14 protein-coding genes are annotated in these 25,189 nt (G+C 43.5%); all 14 read left to right on the top strand.

The genetic code is table 11. From position 1 onward, the window contains the following. Position 1: 1 nt before the first annotated feature. The 14 genes from MHH92_RS19105 to MHH92_RS19040 all read left to right on the top strand — a co-directional run bounded on the left by MHH92_RS19105 (position 2) and on the right by MHH92_RS19040 (position 25,189). On the top strand, positions 2–652 hold the full coding sequence (locus MHH92_RS19105; RefSeq protein WP_105599481.1) for an S-layer homology domain-containing protein: 651 nt from the start codon (positions 2–4) through the stop codon (positions 650–652). 115 nt (positions 653–767) lie between these two features. After that, positions 768–2,105, top strand: a complete 1,338-nt coding sequence (locus MHH92_RS19100; RefSeq protein ID WP_340905657.1) for a hypothetical protein — start codon at positions 768–770, stop codon at positions 2,103–2,105. 15 nt (positions 2,106–2,120) lie between these two features. Continuing rightward, on the top strand, positions 2,121–5,261 hold the full coding sequence (locus MHH92_RS19095) for a M23 family metallopeptidase (RefSeq protein WP_340905656.1): 3,141 nt from the start codon (positions 2,121–2,123) through the stop codon (positions 5,259–5,261). Further along, the gene (locus MHH92_RS19090; protein WP_036607798.1) at positions 5,261–5,677 is read left to right on the top strand and encodes a hypothetical protein; all 417 of its coding nucleotides are present in this window, start codon (positions 5,261–5,263) and stop codon (positions 5,675–5,677) included. Before MHH92_RS19095 ends, MHH92_RS19090 begins: the two co-directional genes overlap by 1 nt. 18 nt (positions 5,678–5,695) lie before the next feature. After that, entirely contained in the window at positions 5,696–6,106 is a 411-nt protein-coding gene (locus tag MHH92_RS19085; RefSeq protein WP_076328283.1) for a hypothetical protein, read from the top strand. An 11-nt stretch (positions 6,107–6,117) separates the two neighbouring features. Further along, positions 6,118–8,037 carry a hypothetical protein gene (locus MHH92_RS19080; RefSeq protein WP_340905652.1) on the top strand — a complete coding sequence of 640 codons (1,920 nt, stop codon included), beginning with the start codon at positions 6,118–6,120 and terminating at the stop codon, positions 8,035–8,037. Positions 8,038–8,050: 13 nt separating this feature from the next. Further along, positions 8,051–9,187, top strand: a complete 1,137-nt coding sequence (locus MHH92_RS19075) for a hypothetical protein (protein WP_036607790.1) — start codon at positions 8,051–8,053, stop codon at positions 9,185–9,187. A gap of 101 nt (positions 9,188–9,288) precedes the next feature. Then, complete coding sequence (locus tag MHH92_RS19070; protein WP_340905650.1) at positions 9,289–15,087, top strand: hypothetical protein; 5,799 nt, start codon at positions 9,289–9,291, stop codon at positions 15,085–15,087. A 45-nt stretch (positions 15,088–15,132) separates the two neighbouring features. Continuing rightward, positions 15,133–19,821 (top strand): hypothetical protein, encoded by a 4,689-nt coding sequence (locus MHH92_RS19065; protein WP_340905648.1) that lies wholly within the window; start codon positions 15,133–15,135, stop codon positions 19,819–19,821. A gap of 16 nt (positions 19,822–19,837) precedes the next feature. After that, a complete protein-coding gene (locus MHH92_RS19060) occupies positions 19,838–20,971 on the top strand; it encodes a hypothetical protein (RefSeq protein ID WP_340905645.1) in 1,134 nt (377 codons plus the stop codon). A gap of 59 nt (positions 20,972–21,030) precedes the next feature. Then, complete coding sequence (locus MHH92_RS19055; RefSeq protein WP_340905643.1) at positions 21,031–22,797, top strand: hypothetical protein; 1,767 nt, start codon at positions 21,031–21,033, stop codon at positions 22,795–22,797. A 22-nt stretch (positions 22,798–22,819) separates the two neighbouring features. Beyond that, positions 22,820–23,152: a hypothetical protein gene (locus MHH92_RS19050; RefSeq protein WP_253501468.1), complete on the top strand. Its 333-nt coding sequence runs from the start codon at positions 22,820–22,822 to the stop codon at positions 23,150–23,152. Between the two features lie 15 nt (positions 23,153–23,167). Further along, entirely contained in the window at positions 23,168–24,232 is a 1,065-nt protein-coding gene (locus tag MHH92_RS19045; RefSeq protein ID WP_340905641.1) for a hypothetical protein, read from the top strand. Between the two features lie 3 nt (positions 24,233–24,235). Continuing rightward, a complete protein-coding gene (locus tag MHH92_RS19040; protein ID WP_340905639.1) occupies positions 24,236–25,189 on the top strand; it encodes a hypothetical protein in 954 nt (317 codons plus the stop codon).

The raw sequence follows: 25,189 nt of genomic DNA, 5'->3' as shown, positions 1-25,189 counted from the left end.
TATGACTCAGCAAAATCCGTTTGGCTTAGTTAATGACCGGTATAAAAGAAAGCTGTATGTAGATACAGGCATGAAGTTCGAGCCAGTAAACGGAAGAATTATTGATCCGTACTCATCACCTTCGCCCAATCCGCAAGTGAGGGAAATTAAAATGATTAATGCTCCCTCGCATTTTCATCAGATGGGCGTGTCTTCGTACAAGGCCATCATTAACATCCTGTTTAAAGATAAGCAATCCTATCACGACTATGCCATGTACGTAGGCTGGACACACAAATTTTATGATGAGAAGGGCAATATCTATGTTGGTGTTGTAGAGTCCATCAAAGTTGACCCTATTTTCTACCATCAGGATACGATGGATAAGGATCAGAAGGGGTACAAGGTCGAATTGACCATGACCCTTATCAAAAAAGATGGATATGACCGTAAGAGTGCAATACAGTTTCAGGATTTACAGACAACAGAAGGGAAGGACCACTGGGCAAGAGATTCCATTGAACGCTTGGCTGATTTGGGACTGACGGTTGTAACACAATTGGATGGCACCCCAATTCTATATTTCAGACCGGAAAACTTTATAACCAGAGCAGAGTTTGTTACTTTCCTGATGCGAACCAAGCGTCTGCTGGAACGAACAATTCGAGAGTAGGGTGACCTACTCTCTTTTCTGTCTATTCTAAAGATAGGAGGTGTTTATCATACGAAAATGGGTTGATGTAAACGAAGGGGACTGGTTCTATAACGATGTTATGGAAGCCACGAATATGGTTTTGGAAGATGGTGAAGTTTTTGTTGCCGGGATCAACTACAACAAGTTTGAGGAAGGCAAGCCTTTTGTATATGAAGAAATCAAAGGGAAAGCGGGGCAAACCTCATTTAGTCTGCCTGTGCTGATTAAACCAACAGATGACAATCCACTGTATGTGTTTATTGATGGTGTTCAAACGATCTACCAAACGGCTGAAACTAATAGTAAGGGATTAACCGATGTGGAGTTGTACACCGGTGTAAATGCAGGACAGGTGGTGTCCTTCTGTAGTTACGGTGAACCGTTGCTGGACAGTGCTTGGAAAAGGCCACCCGTGTCCTGGACTGGAGATCTGCCCAGAGCTGTACTTAGCGCAGCGACGACCTATTTCTACGATCCATTTAGTCGTAATCATCAGGAATATTTGTATGCAGCAGGCCAACCGCTTCGCAGACTCAGTATTCCTTCCGAAGTATGGGCAGACACCATGGGAGATGCAGAGGCAGTAACCAAAATTGCAACAAAGGCTATTGGTTACCGAACGGATGTATATTGTGTCAGCCCGGGGGGATCGGTGTTTCTTCCTTTTAATCTGAACGGTGTCACTTGCAAGTTCAATTATTGGACGAAGAATAACAAATTCAAGAGTGAAGATATCAAAGCGACAACACTCAAACCAGCATACAACAATTGTTTTTTTCCTAATGCCATTATACAGCGGGGAGAAGCATTTCATCTGATTAACAAGTTGCGCAAAGTGTTCTATGCCAGATTTACGGACATGGAAGCACCAACGACGGAGATTAATCAGCCTATTACGGCATTTCAGGGTCAACGGGTGTTTAGGCTTAATGGCAATTATCCGGCAGGTAAAAAGAAACTTAAAATTACAGTGAAATTTAAAGACGAAAAAAAAGATAAAGACCAAGAAACACCGGCTTATTCGGAAATTGACAACCACACGGTTGTTTTCAATCAACCTTTCTCAGAAGGCGACGAAGTGACGTTCTATTATCTCAAAGATGTGAGCGAGAGGTTCGCAGACGTTGGCAAAGATTCGGCCATATATTATCGGGACAAAAATGAGCGGGTAGAGCAGTCCAAAGACGCTTTCTGGAAAATAGCCGTCTCGGAAATGGAAGACGAAACATTTGCGAACAATGATCCACTAATTAATGGCATTCCTATCAAGAAAAAGGTGGATGGTGCAGCGGAAGTCACGGATATGGGAAGACCTGTAGGTGGTACGGACGAGGAAGAGATATGGTTCCTTGGAAATTCCGCTATGACCCGGGCTGAAGCCGCAGCTTTCCTGGACCGATTCATGAAATGGACCATCGAGCGATTCAAGTAAGGGGGAGATTACAATATGATTCCAATTTCGGATGAGGTTATGAATGTGCTGTCCCAACGTCTGAAGCTGGGGGAAGGAGCGCTTCCCAATATCCGTGTCGAAGTAGATCGGTTGGCCTTTATCCCGGGACGGACGGAAGAGTTCAGGCATATCGTTAACGAGCAGATACCCATCATCAGTACAGAATCCGTTTGGGTGGATGAGTCGAGTAATGGTATATATAGCGGTTCGACTCAAGCGGATGCTCAGGAGATTTGTTTCCCGATCAAAGGTAAAACGTTTATTACTACTCCTGTGACAGATAAATTTGGTAGTCCTCGTGATAGCGCGTCAAAAATTCACCGAGGCATCGATTTGTCAGAAAAGATCGGGACGCCAATTTTGGCTGCGTGGGCCGGAAAAGTAGTCCGAACATCCTTGAATAAAACAGAAGGTGCTGGTAATGCCGTAAATATTAGACATGCTAATGGTGTAATCACCAAGTATTTTCACCTGAAAGAAATTCTCTGTTCGGTGGATGATGAAGTAGCTCAAGGGGCTGTCATTGGAACGCTAGGCAATACAGGTGGCGTCTATACCGGTGGGCATAAGGTGTCCCCGGCTGAACGTGCGGCGGGCAAGGGAAAACATCTACATTTTGAAATTTGGGAAGGAGTCAATCCAACAACGAGAACCGGAGAGGGAGGCAAGCCAGTTAATCCTGAATTGTATTTCAAGGGCCAGCGCAAGTTACACGGAAATGCGAAAACAACATTTACTGATGTAAAGCCGGTTCAGGTCGAAGGATATCCCGGAGAGATCAAACTGAATGAGAAGTTCGACAAGCGAAACTGGCATGAGAAAAACGTTTATACAACCGGATTGAAATTTTCGGATTATGCCAAGATTGAATCGGGCTGGACTATGTTTGATTCAGGAGGAAAATTGCTATACACCTTTGAAGGCAAAGCCGCCGTAGCTGAATTTGAGATTAACGTGACAAAACTGAGTATGCCCACGCAAGGGCTGCTTAGTATTGGAATGGGGACTAATTTTAGTGAAGCGGAAGGGGATTCTTTCGCGGTGGTGATTGATGGTAAAACGTATGCCTATGTGAATAAGTTCAACGGGGCATATGACCTGACCAAACTGACGGAATTGAATAATATCGTGATCCCTGCAAAAGCCAAGAGTATCAAGATTAAGGTGACGTATGGGGGCAAACAAAACTCGACTGTTCCAACCGGATCTGTCCCTGCTTCGAAGGAGAAGTATAAAAAGTTCGCCATCGATTATATTCGCATACAAGAGTTGTTGCCTGCTCCGTTGAAGAATCAAAAGAGTGAAGAAGGGCTCGATCCATCTAAAGGATATTATCAAACGAACAGCTACGGAGATTTTATTAATAATAGAAGGACAGAGACGGATGTTATTCAGGTCGGGTCTTTTGTCTATATGGACACGCAGGTTCTTCCCAATATCATTAGTGCCGAAATCGATGATCAGTTTGATTCTGAAGCCCGGGAAGCACGGCTGACCATCTCCAATCCAAGAGGATTCTTCTCTCCGGATTATAATCCTGCTCATTTTCCCGAGCTTGGTGGTGTACCGTCTCCATGGTCTTATTTTGCAAACGGATTCCATATCGGGGTTCTGAGTGAAAATACACCGATACGCATATATATGGGATATGGTCAGCACATGATGCGGGTATTTACGGGACTGATTGACAAGGTGGACATCAATGGCGAAGGCTCCACGCTGGAGATTACGGCCCGAGATATGTACAAGCGCATTATCGAGAAAGTCATTTCCGAGAAAAAAGCCTATCCAGAGGTAGAAGAGATTGACAATGTGCCAGATCCGGTGCCGCCTGCAGCAGTTGGCACGGACCGGACATCATCCATTATTCAGGCTGCCCAGGCCCAAGCTGCGGCGTATGGTGTACCTGATCATAAGTTTTTGCTTGCAATATGCAGGCACGAGACTGTTTTGGGAACACAAGGGAAGGGCACAGAAGAAAATAAAAGCTTTATTCTTGGATATGGCTGTCCTAGTAAAAGCGAGTGCAATCCCCTTTACAAGGGAATTCAGGAGCAAATGAAGCGCGGAGCAGAACGGATGTCCAAAGCACTAGCTTCCAGAGGTAAAAAAGTGACTTCAAAAGCCGATGTACTTTATTTCCACAATGGTGGAGACATTGCTCCCATGACCTGGAGTCAAGATCGGGAGAATTGGGTGGACAAGGTATGGACCTATTATCAGGAGATGCTCGCAGATCCGGCAAGCTGGACCATTACAGCAACCTCCACCCCGGCAGTTACACCAACACCAGCTCAGCCTGTAGAATTTGAAAAGCCGGCTTGGGTCAAATCAACGGTTGTACTAGATCTGGTTAAACATGCGGGTATGGTGGGTTGGCGGGCAACTAGTGAGGATCGCTCTTATCCTGACTACGTGATTGACGAGACCTATCTGATTGAAGTGAATCAAAAGACGGGCAGGGTCATTGTCCCCGTACCGGGTCAGGAAGGTGAGTTTGAAGTCAAGGACGCAAGCACTGTGCTGACACCGAACGGATGGCTTAATCCATTTATTGAGGAGTATGGCAGGACGTTTGAGCAATGGTCTGCCAAAGTTACGGAAGCTGTTCAGGAGGTGATCTCGGAGATTCCCTATCGAAGCTATTGTGACCGTTATGGTACGTACCGACTGGAGCGCCTGAATTATGACAAACCGGTCGTGGCAGAGTTTTCCGAGAATGACAATCTGATCTCCATTACCAAATCCACGGATTGGTCCAGAGGAAGAAGCCACATTGTTGTTATCGACTCGAATGATAGTCAGAGCAGTTTCGTGGACAAGGAGATTCTGCTCGAACTCAAAGGAGAAATCCGAACCATGGTGCTGGCCGTTCCTTGGGCGAAGACGGTTGAAGCCAAGAGACAGGTGGCAGAACGAGCTTTTTTTGATATGAAACGGATGTGCCGTACGCTACAGGTGTCCATTCCTGCGAATCCTGCGCTTGATCTGCTCGACAACGTTATTGTGACGGATAAAACGACCACCACACGAGCTGTATATACGATTAAAAGTATTAAAACCAGTTATTCGGTTGACCGTGGCATGTTACAGGTCATTGATATGATGTGGGCAAGAAAGGGAGTGATGGTGTAATGGCCGGCATTGTGAATGAAAATATTGTATTTCCCGTGCTGGATCTAATCCACCGGGAGCTTCGCAAATATAGCAGTATCTCCAATTCGAATGTTTCTCCCCTTGAAGGTGAACCTTCCGTTACATTATATCGGGAGCACATGCAGGACCCGGACCGGGTGACTGGAGCAGACCTCTTGTATGAATCGGCATGGAAGGTTTCGATCTGGATGAAGTTTGGCTCAGAGGATGAGGAAGACTTTCCTTCCGGGGTGGGCTATTCCCACCCGGATTATGATTATTACAAGTATTTCAGGTTAACGCAGGTGACGGCCCGTACATATGATCCGAGTGGAGAGTCGATGTTCACTTACAATATTGGTCTAAATTATGATGACGAAGGACGCTTAACTGGAACGAGCGTAAGTCGTATATAACATGTAGGAGGTGGTTCCATGGCATTTAATGTATCTTACATCGCGGGTGGCGTCATCGACAAAGTGCGCGAGCTGCCGTACCCACACTTCAGTAAAAAGACGATCCCGTTTATTCGGGGACAGATGTTGGACATTCCGGCGGCGAAGACCACCAAGTCTGATACATTCACCTTGGCGTATGACACAGAGTTTCTGAGCATTGCGTTTGCGGCGAGCCACTACTGTGTCGGCGATTACTGGGAGCTGATGATCGGGACGGAGCGAGTATGTCAAACCATCTATACGAAGGAACTTCCCGAGTCGGTTTCCATGGGGAACAGTTTCGGAATTGTCTACCCGATTCCGGCGGGGACGACCATTAAGTTTGACTTCTACAACGCGGTGGCTGAAGCCAAGTCGGTCTGGTACAACATCAAATTTTTGAGATAAGGAGGGTGACGATGGCACTGCAAAAACCGCAGACGAACTTTGCCGCTTATATTGACGGAGAGTCGGAAGCACAAAAACTAATCAACACGCTGGCTGATGAAATCGTAGGTGCTGATATTCCCAGAGTAGAGGGCGGGATTGACGCCAATCGCTGGGAGAAGGTATACGAGGCAGAGCAAGATTATTGGGTAACATATACTCCTAAAACTCGGCCTAATATTCAAGGGAAGTACCTTCATACAGATGGTAACTTGTATGACGTCGTTAAAATTCCTGACTACAGTAAACTTAAGTTTAAAGATGGAACACCAGCTGTTGAAGATGATGGTTTTCTTCATGAGGTGAGGTCGGTATATTGGGATCAAATTGTCGAAGGTGATAGTCGTCCCACAGTTAGAGAAAAGGATTACGGTAATTACAAGACCGGCAGAAAGATACAAGTTGTTCAGTTTTCTTATACGGATAAGACAGGAGCTAATATTTTTGTAGACGTTCCTAATCAGCTAGCTACATTGGTAACAGATCTCACTAAACCTGATGGTGTTACTGCCTACATTGTAAAGCAGAAGCAAACGCTTAGTACAAGTGACGTAGTTTACTTGGACGACTGGAATGAATTTGAGTTAGTTACGGAGCTTCCTGATGACTGGAACTACAGTCTTAAGACGGCATATCAGTGGGAATACGTTAGGTATTTTGACTATTACGGTAGTTGGACTTCTTTGAAGTCTAGTATTGTGGAACCTGGTAAATCAAAATACACGTTCACGGAGCGATATTATACTGCGGATCCCGTTCATGATGTGCCTTCTAGAGTAGTGGTTAAAGGTACGCCAACTGTACCAACTGGAATTCCTGTGCGAGAGTACTCTGTAATGTTGGAACAACCAACGAATGATTGGAACTATATTAATATTTATTATGGTGAAGAGTTTGAAGGTATAAACACAAGTGGAGATTCAACGACCACATACAGAGGAGCTTGTGACCCAGCTACGGTTAAACCGGGGTTAACACCTACAGTTATAGATCAAGCCAAGGCACAAGCCATTTACGAGATGTGGAACACAGATACGATTGTCAAAACATTCATCCCACCGTCCACGAAGTGGAAGCTGGATTATGACGGCAAGACAGAGATCGTAAGTCCGGCAGCTCGCTTTTTCCACGGACGACATTCTACCACGTCATGGTTGCCTAACAAAAAACGCAGACCGGATTACCTGGTAGCTTACACTTTATCGGTAAACAACGATCGAGTTGTTCTTGTTCTGGAAGGTGATCCTTCACCGAATATTAATAGCTATTACCGCAGTTTTGGATACATAGGCAAGATCGTTCCGTTCAATGATTACGACCATGGAGGCAACTTTGGTGTCACTGTAGGTATGGGTGATCTGCGAACAGATATGACAGGTTATACGAAAAATGATATTCTCACGGATCTTAATCCGGATATCTATGCCAAATACGGTGAGTACACTTCAAATGGTATGGACTCCATGTCCATGTTGAAGACACGCAGTAATGTCTTGTTCCAGCGGTATTACCCGGCATTTATTTCGCATCTTCCGAACTATCCTTCAGTGGGTAAACTTCCCCCGGGCCTCTCGAAATTGATTGTAGATACGGATGGGTTCCAGAAGTCCCTCTGGACAGGAAAGTATCATGCAAGTCCAATCTACCTTGTGCATCAGGCAGAAGGATATCGGGGTTATATGGACGGTGTAGTTGCGATATACGACCATAATTTGGTCAATCGCGATGAATTAATCGTAGACACAGAAATTCTGAAAGATCCTTCCAAACCTGCATTGGGTACGTGGACAGAGGTTTACAAGTTTTTCAGTATCAAGAGTCCGTTGAATCTATTCAAGCATTCCCCATCACCAGATGTAATTACGATTGCATTTTTGAAAGAGATAAAATAAGGAGGATTACATAATGGCAAATTTTAAATATGTAGAAACAATCACTACTTCACAGGACGTGTTGACAAAACTGAAAGAGGAAGTTACAGGGTTTAAGAGTTTCCCATTTGAATCCACTGCAGGCGAATCTCAGGAACAAAATCTGTGGGAAGTATTTTACGAAGAAAAGGACAGTAGTGACCGTATTCAGGAACTTATTCTTCGCGGGATCATGACCATTGGAACACAAGCAACACCGATTACTAAACATTTCTATGTAAGTTTCATTAATCATGCTCTGGTACCACGCGTAGTTGCACCAGTTCCAGCCTATGAGGAGCATAGTACGTTGACTGTTCAGCTGCTTGAAGGATTGGAAGGCAGCGAACCAACTACACTACCAGTTACCACTCGCCCTACATTCAAGCTAACAGGACATCCGGTACTCTACCAATGGGCACTGGAAAACTATACACCAACGGATCGGAATAAAGAAAAACCTGTATACATGTATGTAAATGTCATGAACAATCGCTTGGCGATGGTTCTCGTCGCTGACCCAGCAGTAAACTTCCTTGATTACAAAAAATCCTTCCTGTACGCAGGTGCATTGAAACCGTTCAAATACAACCTGAATGACGTAGACGGAAACGTAATGCTGACAGCTGGAGCAGTAATCGAAGAACCAGATATCTCTCAGATTGCAACAACAGGAACGTATTACTACGGTCAATATACTTCTGCAGGTAACAACACACTTCAGATGTTGAAAACCAAATCAGGTATTGAATTCCAGCAGCACTATCCTTCCTTTATTACTCAAGCTCCACCGAAGGGGAAAGCTTATCAAGATCCGGAATTGGGGGATACGGGGTTGGAACTGGAGCCTCAAGGCTTCCAGGCGTCCAAATGGACATCCAAATATCACTTGTCTCCAATTTACGTGGTCCACCCTTACGAGGGCTACCGCGGTCAATTCGACAACTGCATCGCGGTTACGAAGCATAATATCCTTCACCTGGATGAGTTAATTATTGATGTGGAAGGCAAGTCTTGGGACCAAGAAGTGTATCGTTACTTCGATACCGATACAGCGCAGAATTTCATGAATCTGTCTGCCAACCAACGTATGGGTGTGGCTATTCTGAAGGAAGTCCGTTATACGGCGTAAGTTAAACTGAATCAAAGCTGAGTCGTATAGATTCAGTGAGAGGGAACTTTCTGAGACTCCACTCAGGGGTTCCCTTTTTTTAGTTGGAAGGGGGCAGTGACGTGAGTCAAGTAGTCAATAAGTTTGATTTCACCGTTATAGATTACACGACAACTCAGTACGGTTACCTGTTTACAGTCGGAACTACAGGAAGCAGGCCTGAGGATTATCGATTTATATACATGCCTTACAGCCGGTATCCAAGTGTCCTGATGCTTGATTTTTACATGGCAAGATCGATCTCTCATGGATTTAATCATCAACTTGTGGAAGCGATTCGCAAGGATCTGGAAGGAGAAGAACGATTTATTGTTCTAAGTGATGCTGAACAGGATACAGAAGGACTTTTACACAGTTCCATGGAAGGATCGAGCTCAGCTACCAAGCAAGGCGATGTCATGGAATTTTCGTTTGAAATGCAGCGGTCCGCGTTAATTGAAGCTTTGGAGATGGATCATCACGATGAAGGCCACAGGCCCGGAGGATTAAAGGATTCATTCATTCATGAAGATATGTCAGAGGGCTGGCGCGTAGATAACGATAAAGAGCTAAAGATTGTCCGTAATTTGGGTTTAACTCGTAACTTTGTTAAGAATCTGGATAAGCTGGAGCCTGGAAAAATCAGTTTCAGGGTTAGTGAATTTGGGATGATTGCGGACTATGCAGATAGTGCAGAGCAAGATAACAGCTCTGAACTGGTGATTAAACAATTGATACACTCTGTTCGAAACGATAAACCAGACATGGATGTGGCAGAAGTTTTCGAGAATGTGCAGAAGATCATTGGACGATCCACACAAAATGAATTTTTGTTAGAAGCCATTCAAGACCACTTCAGAAGTACAGAACTTGAGAGAAGTCTCCAGTCCCGGAAAGTAAGCAAACAAGATGTGGAAATTCTATATCAGGACCTGTTAGGTTTACGTGATGATCATAAAGAAACATTTGCTGATCAAGCTACCCTGATTGGGAAAAGGGTAGATGATCATCAGCAATTATCCATTCTCTCTGATATGTCGACTGCTTATATTCGTAGATTTCAGGAAATAAAGTATATGCACCTTGATCGGACGTTGCCGTTAGCCCAAAGAGTGGATAACATTTCACAATTGACACTCATGCATACACTGGGAACAGCTGTGCGAGAAACAACTTTTGGTGGAACGACTACAGGCACAATTGTTCAAGCAATCAGAGACATCGAAGAGAACATGTTTCTTTCACGACTGAATCAGGCTACGCGGGTAATTGAGAATGAAATGACAACTCATGAGAATGTTCTTGCCAAACTGAAGGATCGTCAGTACCCCACTGTTCTGCATACCGAAATGAGAAGTACGCGAGAAGTCAACAAGCAACTTTACTTTCATGATGATCTCAGTCAAAGCAGCCGTGACCAACATCGAAATGCGTTAGTCTTTCGTCCGAGTGATACCCTTTGGCATCCGCTCCAAGCTCACAGAATTATAGACAAACATCCAGCAACTACAGCATCCGGTATCATTTTGGCATCCAGAGATATAGGGACTATTACGGATGTGGAACGACAGTTTCCTTGGGCTGTTCGAGATCAAGTAGAAGATATGAACGTCATAGGTGATTTGACTACGGGGCAAAGAGTTTATGTGGAGAAAATGTATATTGAGCATAAGCGTCCTAAGGCACGACGAATTTATGTGGTTCATAGTGAGGTGGACCGTCATGCAGAACAGGCTTATCGTGAAAGTAAGGAGCACGGTTTTGTTTTCAGAGATTTGCAGGAGAGCAGAAGGATCAGTAAGGTTCCTGGGTATGTAGAGAAGGAGAGTAGGTTAGGCAAACGAGTGACTGCAGAGGCTCTTGAAATACTCAACAAGCAATCACTTGGTGAAAGGGAAAGCAAGTTCGATAGCTATATTGAGGACAAGTTCCATACTGCAAAAACAGAAAAAAGGAATTTGTTCATTCCGAACAGCGAGGAAGGCGCAGAAAGAAAAGCATCCTTTGAAAGCTATACGGCTGGTTCAACAACGGCAGAAAGAGCGTTGGCTCATGATTTGTGGTTACCTGAGTCTGAGGACCATTTGGCTGACAAAGAATTATTACGTTCTACCATGCTCGAAAAGCTAAATTCGTATGGAAAGAACGATGAACAGAAGTATGTACATCTGACTGACAAACCACTTGTATCACATAGAGAGTCTAAAAAGCTACACCTGGAAACAATCCTGCAATCCATTCGAGATAATAGCCGACCAACCATGATTCGAGACGAGCTTTTAGACAAATTGGTTGGTGGAGGATGGTTGGGGAATAAAGCATACCCTGGATATCTGGACGAGGAATTTATTGTTGGGGAGATCTTGGAGAACAGCCCGGCAGTCATCCTGGAAATGATGATGGAAGCTGTGAATAATGCAGACGCTTCGGTTTATTTTGATGAACCGTTTTTGGCTGGGGTTAGAGAGCGGGTAGATGCGTTAATCGATTGTGGGATCTTAACAGCTGATAAAGAAGGAAGCAGATCAGGCATCATTTCCTTTAATTTCGAAGGTGCGAAGGAATCTCAGCTTGGTGATATAGGGACGGAACTCTCAGAAGCATCCAAAGATTTGAGCATAACAGTACTTGAGGATGAATCTCGATCGGCTGAACTGAACAGACGTAATTCTACTCTAGAGACAGACGTTTTCGAGGGAGTGAAAGTAAAGGAAGATCAGCATGGCGAAATTACGGAAGTCATTTACGGCGCAGATTTTAATGCAAGACCGGCTATTATTGAGTTTGAAGATTCATTAGGTTACCTGAATCCTGGAGGGGGATTATTCCCGGATGACCCAGCGTATGAAGGAAGTCAAGTTGAACGCAGAGGACAAACCTTTGATGAGTACGGGATAGGCGCAAAATATAAACGGGACGGAATGGCTCTCGACCATCATATCGTGAGTTCCAACATGAACCGTGAGAGTGTGATTCATACCGAATTTAATATGGGCGGGGTTTCCCGGTATCGATATGGAATAATTGATGATGAATACACCATGGGTGGCACGAACTTGCGCCAGATGCTTTTGAACAGCGAATATGCTATTGGAACGTCAAAGACTCGTGAGGGATACTCGTATGATCAACAACTTATGGCTACTAATCCAATAAGAGAAGGTTTAATCAGTGGTGAGTACTCCATAGGCACAGCCAAGATCAGACAGTTGTATTTGAATGAGAGCTACTCTATTGGCATGATTGAACCACGTCAGGCAGCTATTGATATAGATTACTCACTGGCGACTTTGAAATGGAGATCTGCGCTGCTCAGCGAGGATTATTCCATAAGCAGCTCGAAATATCGAGATGGAGTAGCTGAGATTGGATATACGCTTGGTTCATCGTGGGCAAGAGAAGGTGCGATGGATATCGAGTTTAACGAAGGTATGCGGCAAGCTTGGGAATCCACGTTGGTAAATATTACTCCTGAAGCGATTAGGGTAGATCGATATGGATCGGTGCAAGATGAGATATCTCTAGCCACTACTGTAATGAAATCTGCGAATCTTGACGATATGCTGACGGCTCATTCAATCATGCGCAAAGGACAATTAAACGTTGAAATCATTTCGGATAACATGAACAGATTATCCCTCATGCTTGAAGATAACCATTTTACAAGAATCGTGAAAGAGGCATCAGTTCATGAAATTGAGAGTGAAGTTGTCAAGTTACGCTTGAGTGAATTGCATGGTGAGGGTTGGTACGGTGGTAAAGGTATCAGAGATACTGACTTGGTCGAACTGATCTATGATTCGATAAAGAGTAAAAAGGATTCAGCACTGGATCATGATGTGATTCTTGCATACAAGCATACTCATGACGCTTACCTTCATGAGACAACTGATAGCACGATTGAAAAGATTGCTAATCTTGAAGAACAACTTATAGCGGATAAACCGCAAAATGGTTACCTTGACCTCACGTTACCACTAGGCGGTACAAATCTGAAATATGCAGATGTTCCAGTGGAATCTGTGGGTGGGACGGGGCTCACTTATGGAGATATACCTGTAGAGATTGTTGGCGGAACGAATCTGAAGTACGGTGATGTTCCAGTTGAGATTGTTGGTGGAACAAACTTGAAGTATGGAACAACAGAGATTGTACTCTCAGCGGACAAACCCCAGTACGGCAATATGGAAGAGAATCTGCTCGCCGACAAACCGCAATATGCATATTTGGAAGAGAACATGTACGGTCTGAAAAATGCCAAAGATTCCACTATTGATGAGCAAATTCATGCGTTTAAAAACGGTAATGAAGCTGATTTGATCCAAACGCTTGAGTTAAATAAAGAGGATAGGTCAGCATTCCTTCATGACAACCTTTTGGCGGTAAAAGCTGAAAGATGGGCGCATACCCATGAGACGATCAATGATGTAGTGAAACTGCGAAATGGATCGTTGGATCAGGACATGTTCTACGGAAACAAGGAATTTAATGAATCCATTTTGGACATGGAACTGGTTGGCTTCCAATATAAACAGCTAGACCTGATCCAAAGCGAATATGCTTACCTTAAAACGAGAGACGTTCATATTGAAGATAACTCGTTCATGAGCTCCAGAAGTTCTTATGACGCGTATAACCATCAATTGGATTCTGGAATGAACTTGTTAAGAAGCACGACTCTGGATTGGGAGCAATTCGCAGCGGAGAAAATAGATCGATATGGTCATTCACATGAAATGGAAAGTGGCGTTGGGGGTGAGCGAGCCGGTGAGCATTTTGATGGGATATATGGTACCACACTCCAGAGGTTTGCTTTCTCCAGTGAGGAGTTAAGTTACGGAAATAGTCTTCCATACACAAGTTACATTGTTAATGACGGCGAGAGCTTTGGCAGTAAGTTAATAGACCAGGGTTATCTTAGTGAAGATGATTTTGAAGGGATAACAGAGGAACGTGAATCTAGCATTGCAAGAGAGTTGCCGACTGGTATAGCGAACGCCAGATTGTCTGAAATTGAAGATCCTGATTCTCTCATGGCTTCATTTGAAGAACGCTGTTCTCAAGTCATCACAGGTTTTATTTTCGCTGAAAGACCTGAGAAAAGAGCAGAGTATCTGGAACAGTTGCACGCGTTCCTTCCCGAGAGAACAGCTCATCTTATGGAAATGTATCACGAAGCCAAGATGGAACCGCGTGAGAGCTTCACACTGACTGATCATCCGGTGGCTGAACGTGAAACCGCTGATGCTTACATTCCGATGATGGACACCATGGCACAGGGGCTTATATTCGATTACTCGGAAGATCTGCTCGATCGAGGGATGGATCCTGAAGATTGGGAAGGTGGTTTGGGTGTGCCGGAGGACTATGATCCGAATGATCCATTTAATGTGTACTATCCGTATTCCAAGGATATGGATGCACTGGAATTATCCCAATCAGACGATTGGACTAAATTCGGTCAAGGCGATTGGGATCGGGATCCATTGCTTGGAAAGTTTTATTCCAAGGCAGATACGAAGGACATCAGTGGATGGTACCGCAATAATTTCCTGGCTGAGACGTATAAGTTCTCCATTGATTTCAAGGTGGATGCAAGTACGGATGGGAATGGCGCAGGAATTATTTTCAAATACTTCGATGAAAATAATTATTGGATGTTTATGGTTCATGGAGGAGACAGCGATAACAGTCTGGATATGAGAACGCCGATGCAGCTATATAAAATCGTCGCTGGCAATCCAACTGCAGTGGGTTCTCCGATGCAACCCTTTAAGTGGGAGAAGGATAAATGGTATACATTGTCCGTGTCGGTCATGAAAAATAAACTTCAGATCTACACAGATTCGAAATTGCAATATGATCTGACGGGCACCGATTAACTCGGTGCTCTTTTTGTCGTATAGAGAGATTGGGAGGTGATTGGTATGGGTCATACATTTGGTTTGTTCTCCAAATCACAGAAAGGTGTATTGTTCGCCAATATGAGAGCGAAGATTGCGGACGAAAGTTACGGCAACCCCAATAACCCTGCGTATTTACCGCAGAGTCCCAATGCACCGAGGAGTGAAACGGACCGGCATGGCGAAGAAAATAATCCTATTCTGGGTGATCCAGGTTACGGTCAGATAGGACGATGGCAGACGGTTCAATTGGATGCACTGGAAAACAGTATTGATCAAATCATTGAGCAATATCTGAAAGATAAGTCGTGGTATGCGAGTGTACGATGCCGTGAAGCTTTATGGAATATGTATCGCAGGCTTGAATGGTGGGTAGAACAACAGCAGCCTCCAGATAAAACACAATATCAGCGAGTACTGCAAATGGTGAAAGACTGTATTCACAAGATTCTTGAAAACGCCCAGAAGCCTGGAGGTAGTCATCATGGTGTGTCATTGCCGATCTGTCCGGCACCCTACTACCATCATTTTAGTGGGAATTACTTTAATCATTTTGATGCAACCGTATATGAGATCCCGCTCTTTTCGATGAAAAAGGACGTCCCTTTCTCCAATAAATTCCCTGATTTCTTCAGATATGTATCATCAACGGAGGATCAGGAATGGGTAGCTGTCCACTCCGTAGGGCGAAATGAACAATCTGGTTCAGAGATGATCTTGAAACTGGACCTAGGACTTCTGGAGATTGGCAACTCATCCAAAATTACATTTAACTGGCGTGTGAAGCGTTATGGACAGATCAGGTTCAAGTACCTGGCTAGTGCCAAGCGCGGTAATGGCATGCTGTTCTATATTAATGGGCAGCAAGTTGGGGGCGAATGGAGCGAGAATAGCGGATGGCAGGAAGCTGCATTTACGTTGCAGCCAGGACAGATGTACAAGTTCGACTGGTTAATCCGCAAAATGAGACCCGAAGTATGGCAGAACAATGGTATCTATATCAAGGATGTTGAAGTCGTTGAGATTGTGGATACACGTAAGCCTCCTGCACCGAAAGATTACGATCTGGATGGTGAGGACGTATATGAGTATGGAAACTGGGTTGTAAGATCACCGCAAAGTGTGGCACAGGCACATTTTAAAGGACAGTTCATTACGGATGATTTACGTAAGAAAACCATGACGATGGATCTGGATAACGAATGTGATGGAACGGTTTCATTTGCTTACAAGATGGGGGTGGATGAAGAGCCGTATCCCGATCATGATTATCAGTTATTTTTTGATGATAAAATGCTTGAACGCACTCAGCGCGGGGATGGAGATCATGGCAGTTATGCTACATCAGTGCATGGTGTGGAGTGGAGACTGAATGGGGAATATTCAGAAACGGAGACTAACCAGGCTAAAATCGAATATGAAATTGTTGCAGGGCCGGATACGACCGTGGACTTGAGAGGTTCGCTCGAAGTAACTTGTCCTCCGCGAGAGATTGATCATTGGGAACCGTCTCATCTTGGACAAGGTATTGGGAAATATCAATGGTTAATGTCGGGAAATCCGAGATGGATCCGTAAAGAAGATATTTTACGTTTGGACGAACCAACGGAAGGGAAAATGATAGCACAGACAGAGGTGATATTAGATCATGAGGGGTGGTTTGTATTCAGTTACGCGCATTCGCTAAGACCGACTGAAGCTTTTGAAGTAAAAGTTAACGGAATGTTAGTACACTATACCTCCATGCAAAGTGCTAGGGAACTAGTGCGTATTCCATTAGAGGCTGGACACAACATCATAGAGTTTAATATTCAAGATCGATTGACAGAGGAGCCATTCAAGTATCAGAAGAATCATTTGTTTACCTATGGTAATAACACTGGTAATACATACCGTACAACGTCACCGCTAGGTTCATATGTTGATGTGACACGAGGATGGGATGTAACCGATGCTGGAGCATCTACACAAACAAATGGAGACACGATTACATACAGGGCAGAGCTCAATCCTGGTGCCAAATTAAAAATTAAAGAGCACATGCGAATCTATCCTGCAATGGATTCCAATTATGACCCAGATAAAGGGACTTCAAGAGATAAAGAAATATTTGGAGAGTTATTTAATGAGAAGGATGTTTATAAGCCGTCTTTGAAATTTATTGGTGATTGGAAATGGAAAGATATCAAACCTCCGCAATATAACCCTGATAATCCCCCTGATCCAATCCCGGTTGGAGATGGTGTAATGTGGGCGCAGGGACATAACCAAAATTTTATTTGTGAATTTACAGCTTCAATGAATAACTCTGGATATATATGCTGGCAGTATGGTGGCGACTTTGATACGGGGGAGAAGTTGGAACTACAAATAGATGGCATCAGCGTATGGACAGGAAGTCGATCTAACGGTGATAAAGGTACAGATTGCATGTATCCCCTTCCTGCTGGTAATCATATATTTCGCTGGATATATCAGGATGGGAAGGCGTATACTCCTGGTGTCGGAGGTTCAGGAAGTTCGGGAGATTCTGGAAATAGCAGTGGAAATGAGCCAGGAAATGATCAAATAGGAGATAAAGTCACAGATCCTTTTGGACAGAGATGTTTTCTAGCAGGTACCAAAACACATAAAATTGAATATGGGCAAGTCCCATATGACGGAAACTCAGCACAGTCTAGCCAGTGGGGATGGAAGAACGATGGATTAATTTATAGTGATAATGGTATGCAGGGTATTAAAGTGCTGGATGAAGGTAAGACAGTCACACGGTATTTTAAAGCTCCACCTACTGGAAATATCTTATACAGTGAGCAAATTACCGTTTATCCGGTGAAAAATAACAAAGTTCAGGGTTTAAGAAAAATTATTCCAACTATCATTCCAAGTTCAGGAGTAAGACCCCCTAAATTTTTAGGAACACCTTATTATTCTATAAACGTTAAAGGTACAGAGCCAGGAGACAAGGATTCTGATTTTGATAGTAAATACACGAAAAAAATAGAAATTTCTTTTCATTGTGAAGGAAAATTTAGACTTAACTACAAATTTATTAGTTACCTTGTAGACAAGAACCCAAGAGCTAAACTTAGAGTATATTTCTATCCTGAAGGTCAGTCAAAACAAAAAAAGCTAATCCATGAAGAGAATAATAACAGAGGATACAATAGTACCACTGTTGATTATGACAATTTCACCAATGAATTTTGGGAAAGATCGGCAGCATCCTATCAATCTGATGTAATTAATGTACCCCGACCAGGTAGATATACAGTAAGTATTGGTGTCACGGATATCTATCCAGATGATGATCAAAACAAGCAAAATGTCCGCTATCATGCGACTATTGGCAATTTGCAGATACATACTGAAGACCCTTACAGTAAAAATAAAAATAGTTTGATTGGGTATCCCGATTATGATTATGAAACGAAAGTACAAGCAGTAATATGGGATTTAACACTAGATATGAAAGCGGGAAGTGCCACTTATAATTTATTAAATGGAGAGCCTAGAAAATTTACAGACAGTTTTAAAACTTTAACACCTGGTCATACCTATCGAATTGAGTATACCCTTCACAAAAAAAAGGGTGAAACAACGGCGTCTGGATTGGATGCTGGTGGATTCACTCTTAGCGGGGGGAGCTTTATAGAGACATGGGATGCTTTCTGCGGAGACGCTCAGGGATTACTGTATGGAGAAGGAGAGTCTCCGCATCCAAGTGAAGACTCATGGAATCCGCCCGGACCAGTTACGACTGCGCCAGATGGTGGAAGTCATGCCTGGCTCGATGTAATTCGTTTATATAAAAATACAAGTAGAGCTTGTTCGGGAACTAAAATTGTCATCGAAACTCTTGAAGAAGGCCAAGTAATTGATACTCGACCAGTCACAAATGAAGATGACCAGATCATTTCTATTGAGGTAGAGAATACATCAGATCAGAAGAAAAATTACGAGATCCGCATTCGATTTGAGCAGGGCTGCCCGGGAGATGGAGCGATGATCTGGGGCGGATCGATGCAACTTGACGATATTAGCAAATTAGATCCATCCTGGGCAGAAGTGACCCACTTCGAAGTTTGGAATAACAAACCCATCTGGATGGGCGGCTGCGATAACAGTAATATGCGCGTGAAAATTACCCGCGAAGACGGAAAAGTGTTATGGGATGAAAAGTATTACGGGGATGGGTATCATGGCTTCGAACTGAATGATCTGGCTCCCAAGCCATATAGCAAGTATAAGGTAGAGATTACAACAGATCAGAAGGGGAAAATCAGCAACTGGACAGGAAAACGATATCTGACCACCTTCCGGGTGCATGACTTCAAAGCCTACGAACGATGGGTGTGGGTACCTGAGCCATTTGATTGTCAACTGGATTTCTTCATTGACGATGAGCTTATCAAAACATTCACCCAAGAGGGTGGATACTATACATTTTCACATCCAGTGCCCAAAGGCAAACATGAGTTCAAATGGGTGTTCACCTCACTTCAGGAAGTGGGTACGCGTAGTTACGAATATGCTAATCTGGACTGGATGGAGCTGACCAACTGGATATGTGATGACGTCTATGTCATTCCTTACTGCGAAGGTGGTGGTGGAGATAAGTGTGTCGAAGCGCTTATTAAATGTTTGCTGGAAGTTTGGAAAGCAAGGCCCAAGATGTGTGTGATCGGTAAACGCATCTGGTTATTCACGTAAAGAAAGGAGGTTCTGTATGGGTGTTGTGAGGTTGAAAGAGTCAGGCAGGATTTATGAGGATGCGTTCGTAAGCTCCAACCTGGATTCCAAATGGGAAGTACTCCCTAACGATGCTACTCGCTATGAAGCGGGTAGTGGCAGCCTGGTGCTCAAACATGGTCAAGATCCGCTGTATATGTTCTATAAACCTTTGACAGATATGAAGCAATTCGTCATGGATGTGAAGAACAGTTACAATCCCGATACAGAGGGATGTTACGGTGGAGTTATCGTGTTTGTAGATGAACATAACTACATGGAGATTGAAGAGTTTTTGGATATGTCCTTGCCAAAGCCTTTGTTGAAGACTTACCCGTGGATACGTTTGATTCGAGATTATAACTATTATACGGCGTATTGGTCGGATGATGGGGTGATTTGGAACATCATTGGTTCTGTAGAACTGGTGGGAGCCCCTAAAATTGGTCTGTATCTGAAGGGTGAAGGGGATCACCCCATGCATATTCAGTATATTCGAATCAACAAAGGAACATCTATTACCGTAGACAATCTAACCAAAGGAACTGTGGTTGATCTAATCGATCAGAATGGTGTTGTGCTTGAGTCTAGGGTATGCCGATCTGAAGAAACGGTTGTACATTTTAACATGGATCCATATTCATATCCGTTTGAGGGCAATTTTGGGATTAGGCTTCCGGATGGAAATCGGTTTCAGGCCATGGATTCTATAAAGTTATACAGGGGAGACCTAATGTATTTTGAGGTTACCCCAGATTTATATTACAAAGAGTCGAATCCTGAAACAGGAGAAGATTTCGATGTGCTTCTTTATCCCAACACGGATAGGTTTCTAGGTTATTTAACGGCAGGTGGTTCTGCTACACAAGAAGTTCGAATGTTTGCCAAGAACCCCATGATATCAGGAGACTTTAAAAATGTAATCTTTGCGCTCACAAGCGGGACGGATAAAGTGCAGATTGCGCCTGATGTTGAAGGCATTCCTGGATCTTTCAGCTACTCGATCACCGCGTTTACCATTTTGCCAGGAGCGTCCTATCGATTCTGGCTGAAAATGGAAAGGGAAGAATCTCAAGACAGGTATGCCTCCCAAGTCAAATTTTCGCTACAGATGTATTCGACATACATATGACTTAATAGTATTGGAGTAATTACGTATAGATCATGTAAGGCATGAATGGAGGTGGTCAAATGTCAGTAAGAATTAACCAGTCTCATCGATCATCCGCCAAGAGTCATAAGGAATTGAGTGATATTGGGGTTCGTACGCATGATGAGATTGATTCCTATCTTGCAGAGTTGGAAGAAGCCAGAGGGTCTGCACTCAGTCTAGGCGACCGAATCACACTCGTAGAAGAATCTGCACACGATAGCCGAGATGCAGTAAAAGATCATGAGCAGAGACTAGGCGATGTCGAGACTAAGGTTACTTCAAACAGCTCACGATTGGATGATGTTCAGCAGGATATTCTGACGGCAAGAGCAGATGTCAATACCATTTCCAAGAGTCAGGATGACCATGAGAAGAGATTGAGTCTTGCGGAGACGGAGATAAAAGAAGCACGTGGAGCAGAGGCATCCATAGATCATCGATTTGACACGTTGGAGAAAGCGATTGAAGTTGTAGCGAAGCAACCCATTCAGGATCTCAGTGTTACCAACCCCACGTACCTAGATGCAAATAACAGTGTCCAAGTTACGATTAATGCAGGACGAGCCAGTATCAACAAGGTTATTGTAGATCAATTTACCCAGACATTCAGCATTCCAGACATTGTGGCAAATACGACATATTATATTTTTCTTCATGAAAATGGGCAGTACTCTTACAGTTCAGATCAAGAAGAGCCCAAGGATGCCATGATCATTGGTGGACTCGATGTTGGAGTTTCTCCAACAACTTCACTCACGGCTTTGGATTTCAGGTATTTCTTAACAAAGGGATCTGTTGAAAATGACATGTCTGCATTGGGAATTCGTGTAGATGATCTGGAAAAAACCGTTGGTGAGCAAACCACAACAATTGCTACACATCATACGGCGATCAAAGCGATGGAAGCCCAATTAGAAGCAACTGCTAAAGAAGTTGTGGTTTCAAGAGAAGACAAAAATGGAGTCGTCTATGATGCTCTCAAGGACAGACTCGACAACATGCAGAGTCGTCTTGAACTCGCTGAGAGTCGAGGCACTATGGAGCATCAATCCGTATTCCACTTCACTTCTGCTCCTAACAGCAGGTTGTCGACGACTAGAGATTTTCAAGTGCCCAGATATGTGATTGGTTCAAATTCTGCAGAGGTATTTCTGGATGGAATACGCATGGATGCAGGAGACGATTACATTGAATATAATGATACGCTTATACGGTTTACTTTTGATGTGCCCAAGGAAGCCCGAGTAACTGTCATTGGTCGTGGGTCAATTATTAACACCACTTCGGTAACCGAATATACCTATTATCCAGATGGAAAAGTGCATACGGAGAAGATTGATGGAGGGATCAACCGCACCATTGAGCACTTCTATAGCCCGGATGGAAATTTGGAACGACAGGAGGTTACTGAGAGTAACGGACAGATCAAGTCTATTGAGTATCAGCGTGACATTACGGGTAAAGTACTGCGCGAAATCAACAATGGTGCAGATTATTATGTGCTTCAAGGAGGTGCTACCTTCGATGACACGGACATCCGGAGGAGACTTGTCTTTCTTGAAGGAAGTACACTTGAGCTGGATGTCGTATATAACTACTTCTCTAATGGTGACATTGAGTCAGAAGAAGTATTCTCAGTAGATTTGACTCCACAGCTATTGAAGAAAACATCGTTTACTTACAATGCAGACGGTACCGTTAAGACTGAGACCTTGATCTATGATGGCCAAGGAGTTCAGAAGGGATTTGAATACGATGCTAGCGGTAACATCAAACAAGTAAAAATTAGAAAGGTTGTGATTTGACGTGACGAGGACCGTGCAGGATGTGAAATTTGCACTACATACCATTATGGATAAATTAGTGGGCAATCACTCGGAGCCATTCAGTACAGAGGAAATTGAAATTCTAATCTTTGCTTTTGAAAGCAATATCCTGTTTGATAATGTGGCTCATAAGTTTCTGCCTTCACTTAAAGGGCTACCTGAAATTCATGAGGCTGCTACTAGTGGTGTGGAATCAGAGGATGGAGCTGAGGATAAAGAGCAGTTTTATCAAAAGAATCTCATAACAGAGAGAAGCGACATGGTGAAATCAATTCTGTTAACCGTACTTAAAGAGAACATCTTTCACGAAATGAAAATTAGATTTGGTGCATAAGGAGGTGTGAACTAGTTGGCTGAAAATATTTTGTTAGGTGCCCTGCGTCGTTATGAGTTTTACTCGTATTGTACAAATTTCATTCAAACATTATATGATACGGTGACACAAGATCTCTATGGAGATATTCACTGGGAGTGGACGCTTAGTACCAATAATAGTTATGCTACACCCAGAGCTTGGAACAGGAGCACCATGACTTCGAGTAATATGGGTACAATCACAGCGAAGAATATTAAAGATCCCAGTATGTTTTTTACGATATGTGGTAATCTTTCCATGGTCAATACATATAGTGACCGTTTGTATCATAAAAACTATCTTTTACGTACAGGATTTCGTAATAATGGCGCTGCAGTCATTCCAGACTTATACAGTGAACTAGGCCATCTTAGTGAAATTCCATTACATACGGGGGATTCGTATGTTGGGACTAGCGATACAACTAATTCACTTACTAATGTTTACTTTAAATGGACGCTTTTTGTTACCGAACAATATATCTTTTTATACGGCGAACCCCAGAATAATATAACGGTTGCTTATCCTATACGTCTTTACTTAGGGAGGCTTAGACCGTTTGAAGATGAGGACCCACTAATCGCTAATGATTTTGTTGGAGTATTTAGTCACTTCCCTATGGGGCTTGATGACGCTGCTGATGAGCTGAAATATAGAGCAGGCGGCGGCTACGTAAGGAAATCCAGAAATGGAACTGAGAATGCTCTTTATAACTTGGCTACGAATAGTCAAATCGCTTCACCAGGAGTAGGAGGTAGATTCTTTATTTCACCTTTCTACGTGTGGCATGCTAATGAAGGGGTTAGAGGAGAGTTTCATGGGGTACGAACAGCGGTATTAAAGGATGCTAGTAAATATCCCGATGGTTCCATCCTAGATCTTGGTGATGAACGGTACTATGTATTCCATGCTTATTCCCAAGCGCATCCTGCAAACCATCAAGGGTGGTTTACCACGGCAGGAAAATATGTTCAGGGTCAACCCTACTTCTTCGATTCAGCGTTACTTCTCGGTGGCGGACAACGGGTGCTGCTATTCGAGATCGAGAAGGAGGTGTAGGACATGACCATGATTCGCAGACACGAGTTTACCAGTACGTTAAGCTTATTTACTTCAACGCTTGTTAACGCATTGAAAGATGCAATCGATCCTTACTGGGATACCATACATACGGCCGAAACGACTTATGCCAACTGGGGCAATGCGCTGCTTACCAATAAAAAAAATACATCCATGCGTTTTACCATGTGTGTATGGGCGCACGCCAGAGGAGTCAACATTCGCTGGGGACTGAAGAATCTGGGAAGCAATGTGGCATCACCAGATCTATTCGTAAATTCGCCAGTGGACACAGATAAATTCATGACGGAAACGCCATTTTTGTGTCATAACGTACAGTATAATGTGAACTATAAGTGGTCTGTAATTACGAATGAGGATATCCTGTTTATCCATGGAGAGAGTCTGAACTATCCGGAAAGAGCTTACCCGGTACGAATATTCCTAGGTAAATGCCAGCCATTAGAGCAAGAGGACCCGGCGATTGCCAATAAATTTTATGGCGTTTTTCCACATATGCCTTTATCCGCTTCGGATAACAACATATCAGATCAATATGATACACCGAGAGGTGTCGTTATGACTTCACGGAATGGAACGGAGTACGCACTGTACAATTTTGGGACAGAGTCCATCCCTTCTCCAGGTGTAGGTTCAAGATACTATGTTACGCCTTTCATGGTCTATCATCCATCTGAAGGAGCTAGGGGTGAATTCAAGGGTATGCGTTCCATTGTATTTAAAAACAGTGCGCAGCACCCGGACGGATCGATCCTCGATCTTGGCAATGATGGCAAGTATTACGTGTTTCATGTCGTAGATCAGGACTATCCGAATACAGACTATGGACGTTATTACTACAATTCGAACTTAGCTCCTGTGTATTCAAGGCCGAAGTTCTTCCATGGTGCGAGACTGCTTGGTGGCGGGCAAAGAGCGTTACTTTTCCAAATATAG

The organism is Paenibacillus sp. FSL M7-1414 (assembly GCF_038003195.1).
GTDB classification, from domain to species: Bacteria; Bacillota; Bacilli; order Paenibacillales; family Paenibacillaceae; genus Paenibacillus; species Paenibacillus amylolyticus.
Note: the sequence above shows the minus strand (reverse complement) of the source record. Positions and strands in the feature narration are given on the sequence as shown.

What these genes read in the sequence shown, in the direction of transcription:
- MHH92_RS19075 (WP_036607790.1), top strand. Translation starts at nt 8,051, where the DNA reads ATGGCAAATTTTAAATATGTAGAAACAATCACTACTTCACAGGACGTG.
- MHH92_RS19090 (WP_036607798.1), top strand. Translation starts at nt 5,261, where the DNA reads ATGGCCGGCATTGTGAATGAAAATATTGTATTTCCCGTGCTGGATCTA.
- MHH92_RS19055 (WP_340905643.1), top strand. Translation starts at nt 21,031, where the DNA reads ATGTCAGTAAGAATTAACCAGTCTCATCGATCATCCGCCAAGAGTCAT.
- MHH92_RS19080 (WP_340905652.1), top strand. Translation starts at nt 6,118, where the DNA reads ATGGCACTGCAAAAACCGCAGACGAACTTTGCCGCTTATATTGACGGA.
- MHH92_RS19040 (WP_340905639.1), top strand. Translation starts at nt 24,236, where the DNA reads ATGACCATGATTCGCAGACACGAGTTTACCAGTACGTTAAGCTTATTT.
- MHH92_RS19085 (WP_076328283.1), top strand. Translation starts at nt 5,696, where the DNA reads ATGGCATTTAATGTATCTTACATCGCGGGTGGCGTCATCGACAAAGTG.
- MHH92_RS19095 (WP_340905656.1), top strand. Translation starts at nt 2,121, where the DNA reads ATGATTCCAATTTCGGATGAGGTTATGAATGTGCTGTCCCAACGTCTG.
- MHH92_RS19065 (WP_340905648.1), top strand. Translation starts at nt 15,133, where the DNA reads ATGGGTCATACATTTGGTTTGTTCTCCAAATCACAGAAAGGTGTATTG.
- MHH92_RS19060 (WP_340905645.1), top strand. Translation starts at nt 19,838, where the DNA reads ATGGGTGTTGTGAGGTTGAAAGAGTCAGGCAGGATTTATGAGGATGCG.
- MHH92_RS19105 (WP_105599481.1), top strand. Translation starts at nt 2, where the DNA reads ATGACTCAGCAAAATCCGTTTGGCTTAGTTAATGACCGGTATAAAAGA.
- MHH92_RS19100 (WP_340905657.1), top strand. Translation starts at nt 768, where the DNA reads ATGGTTTTGGAAGATGGTGAAGTTTTTGTTGCCGGGATCAACTACAAC.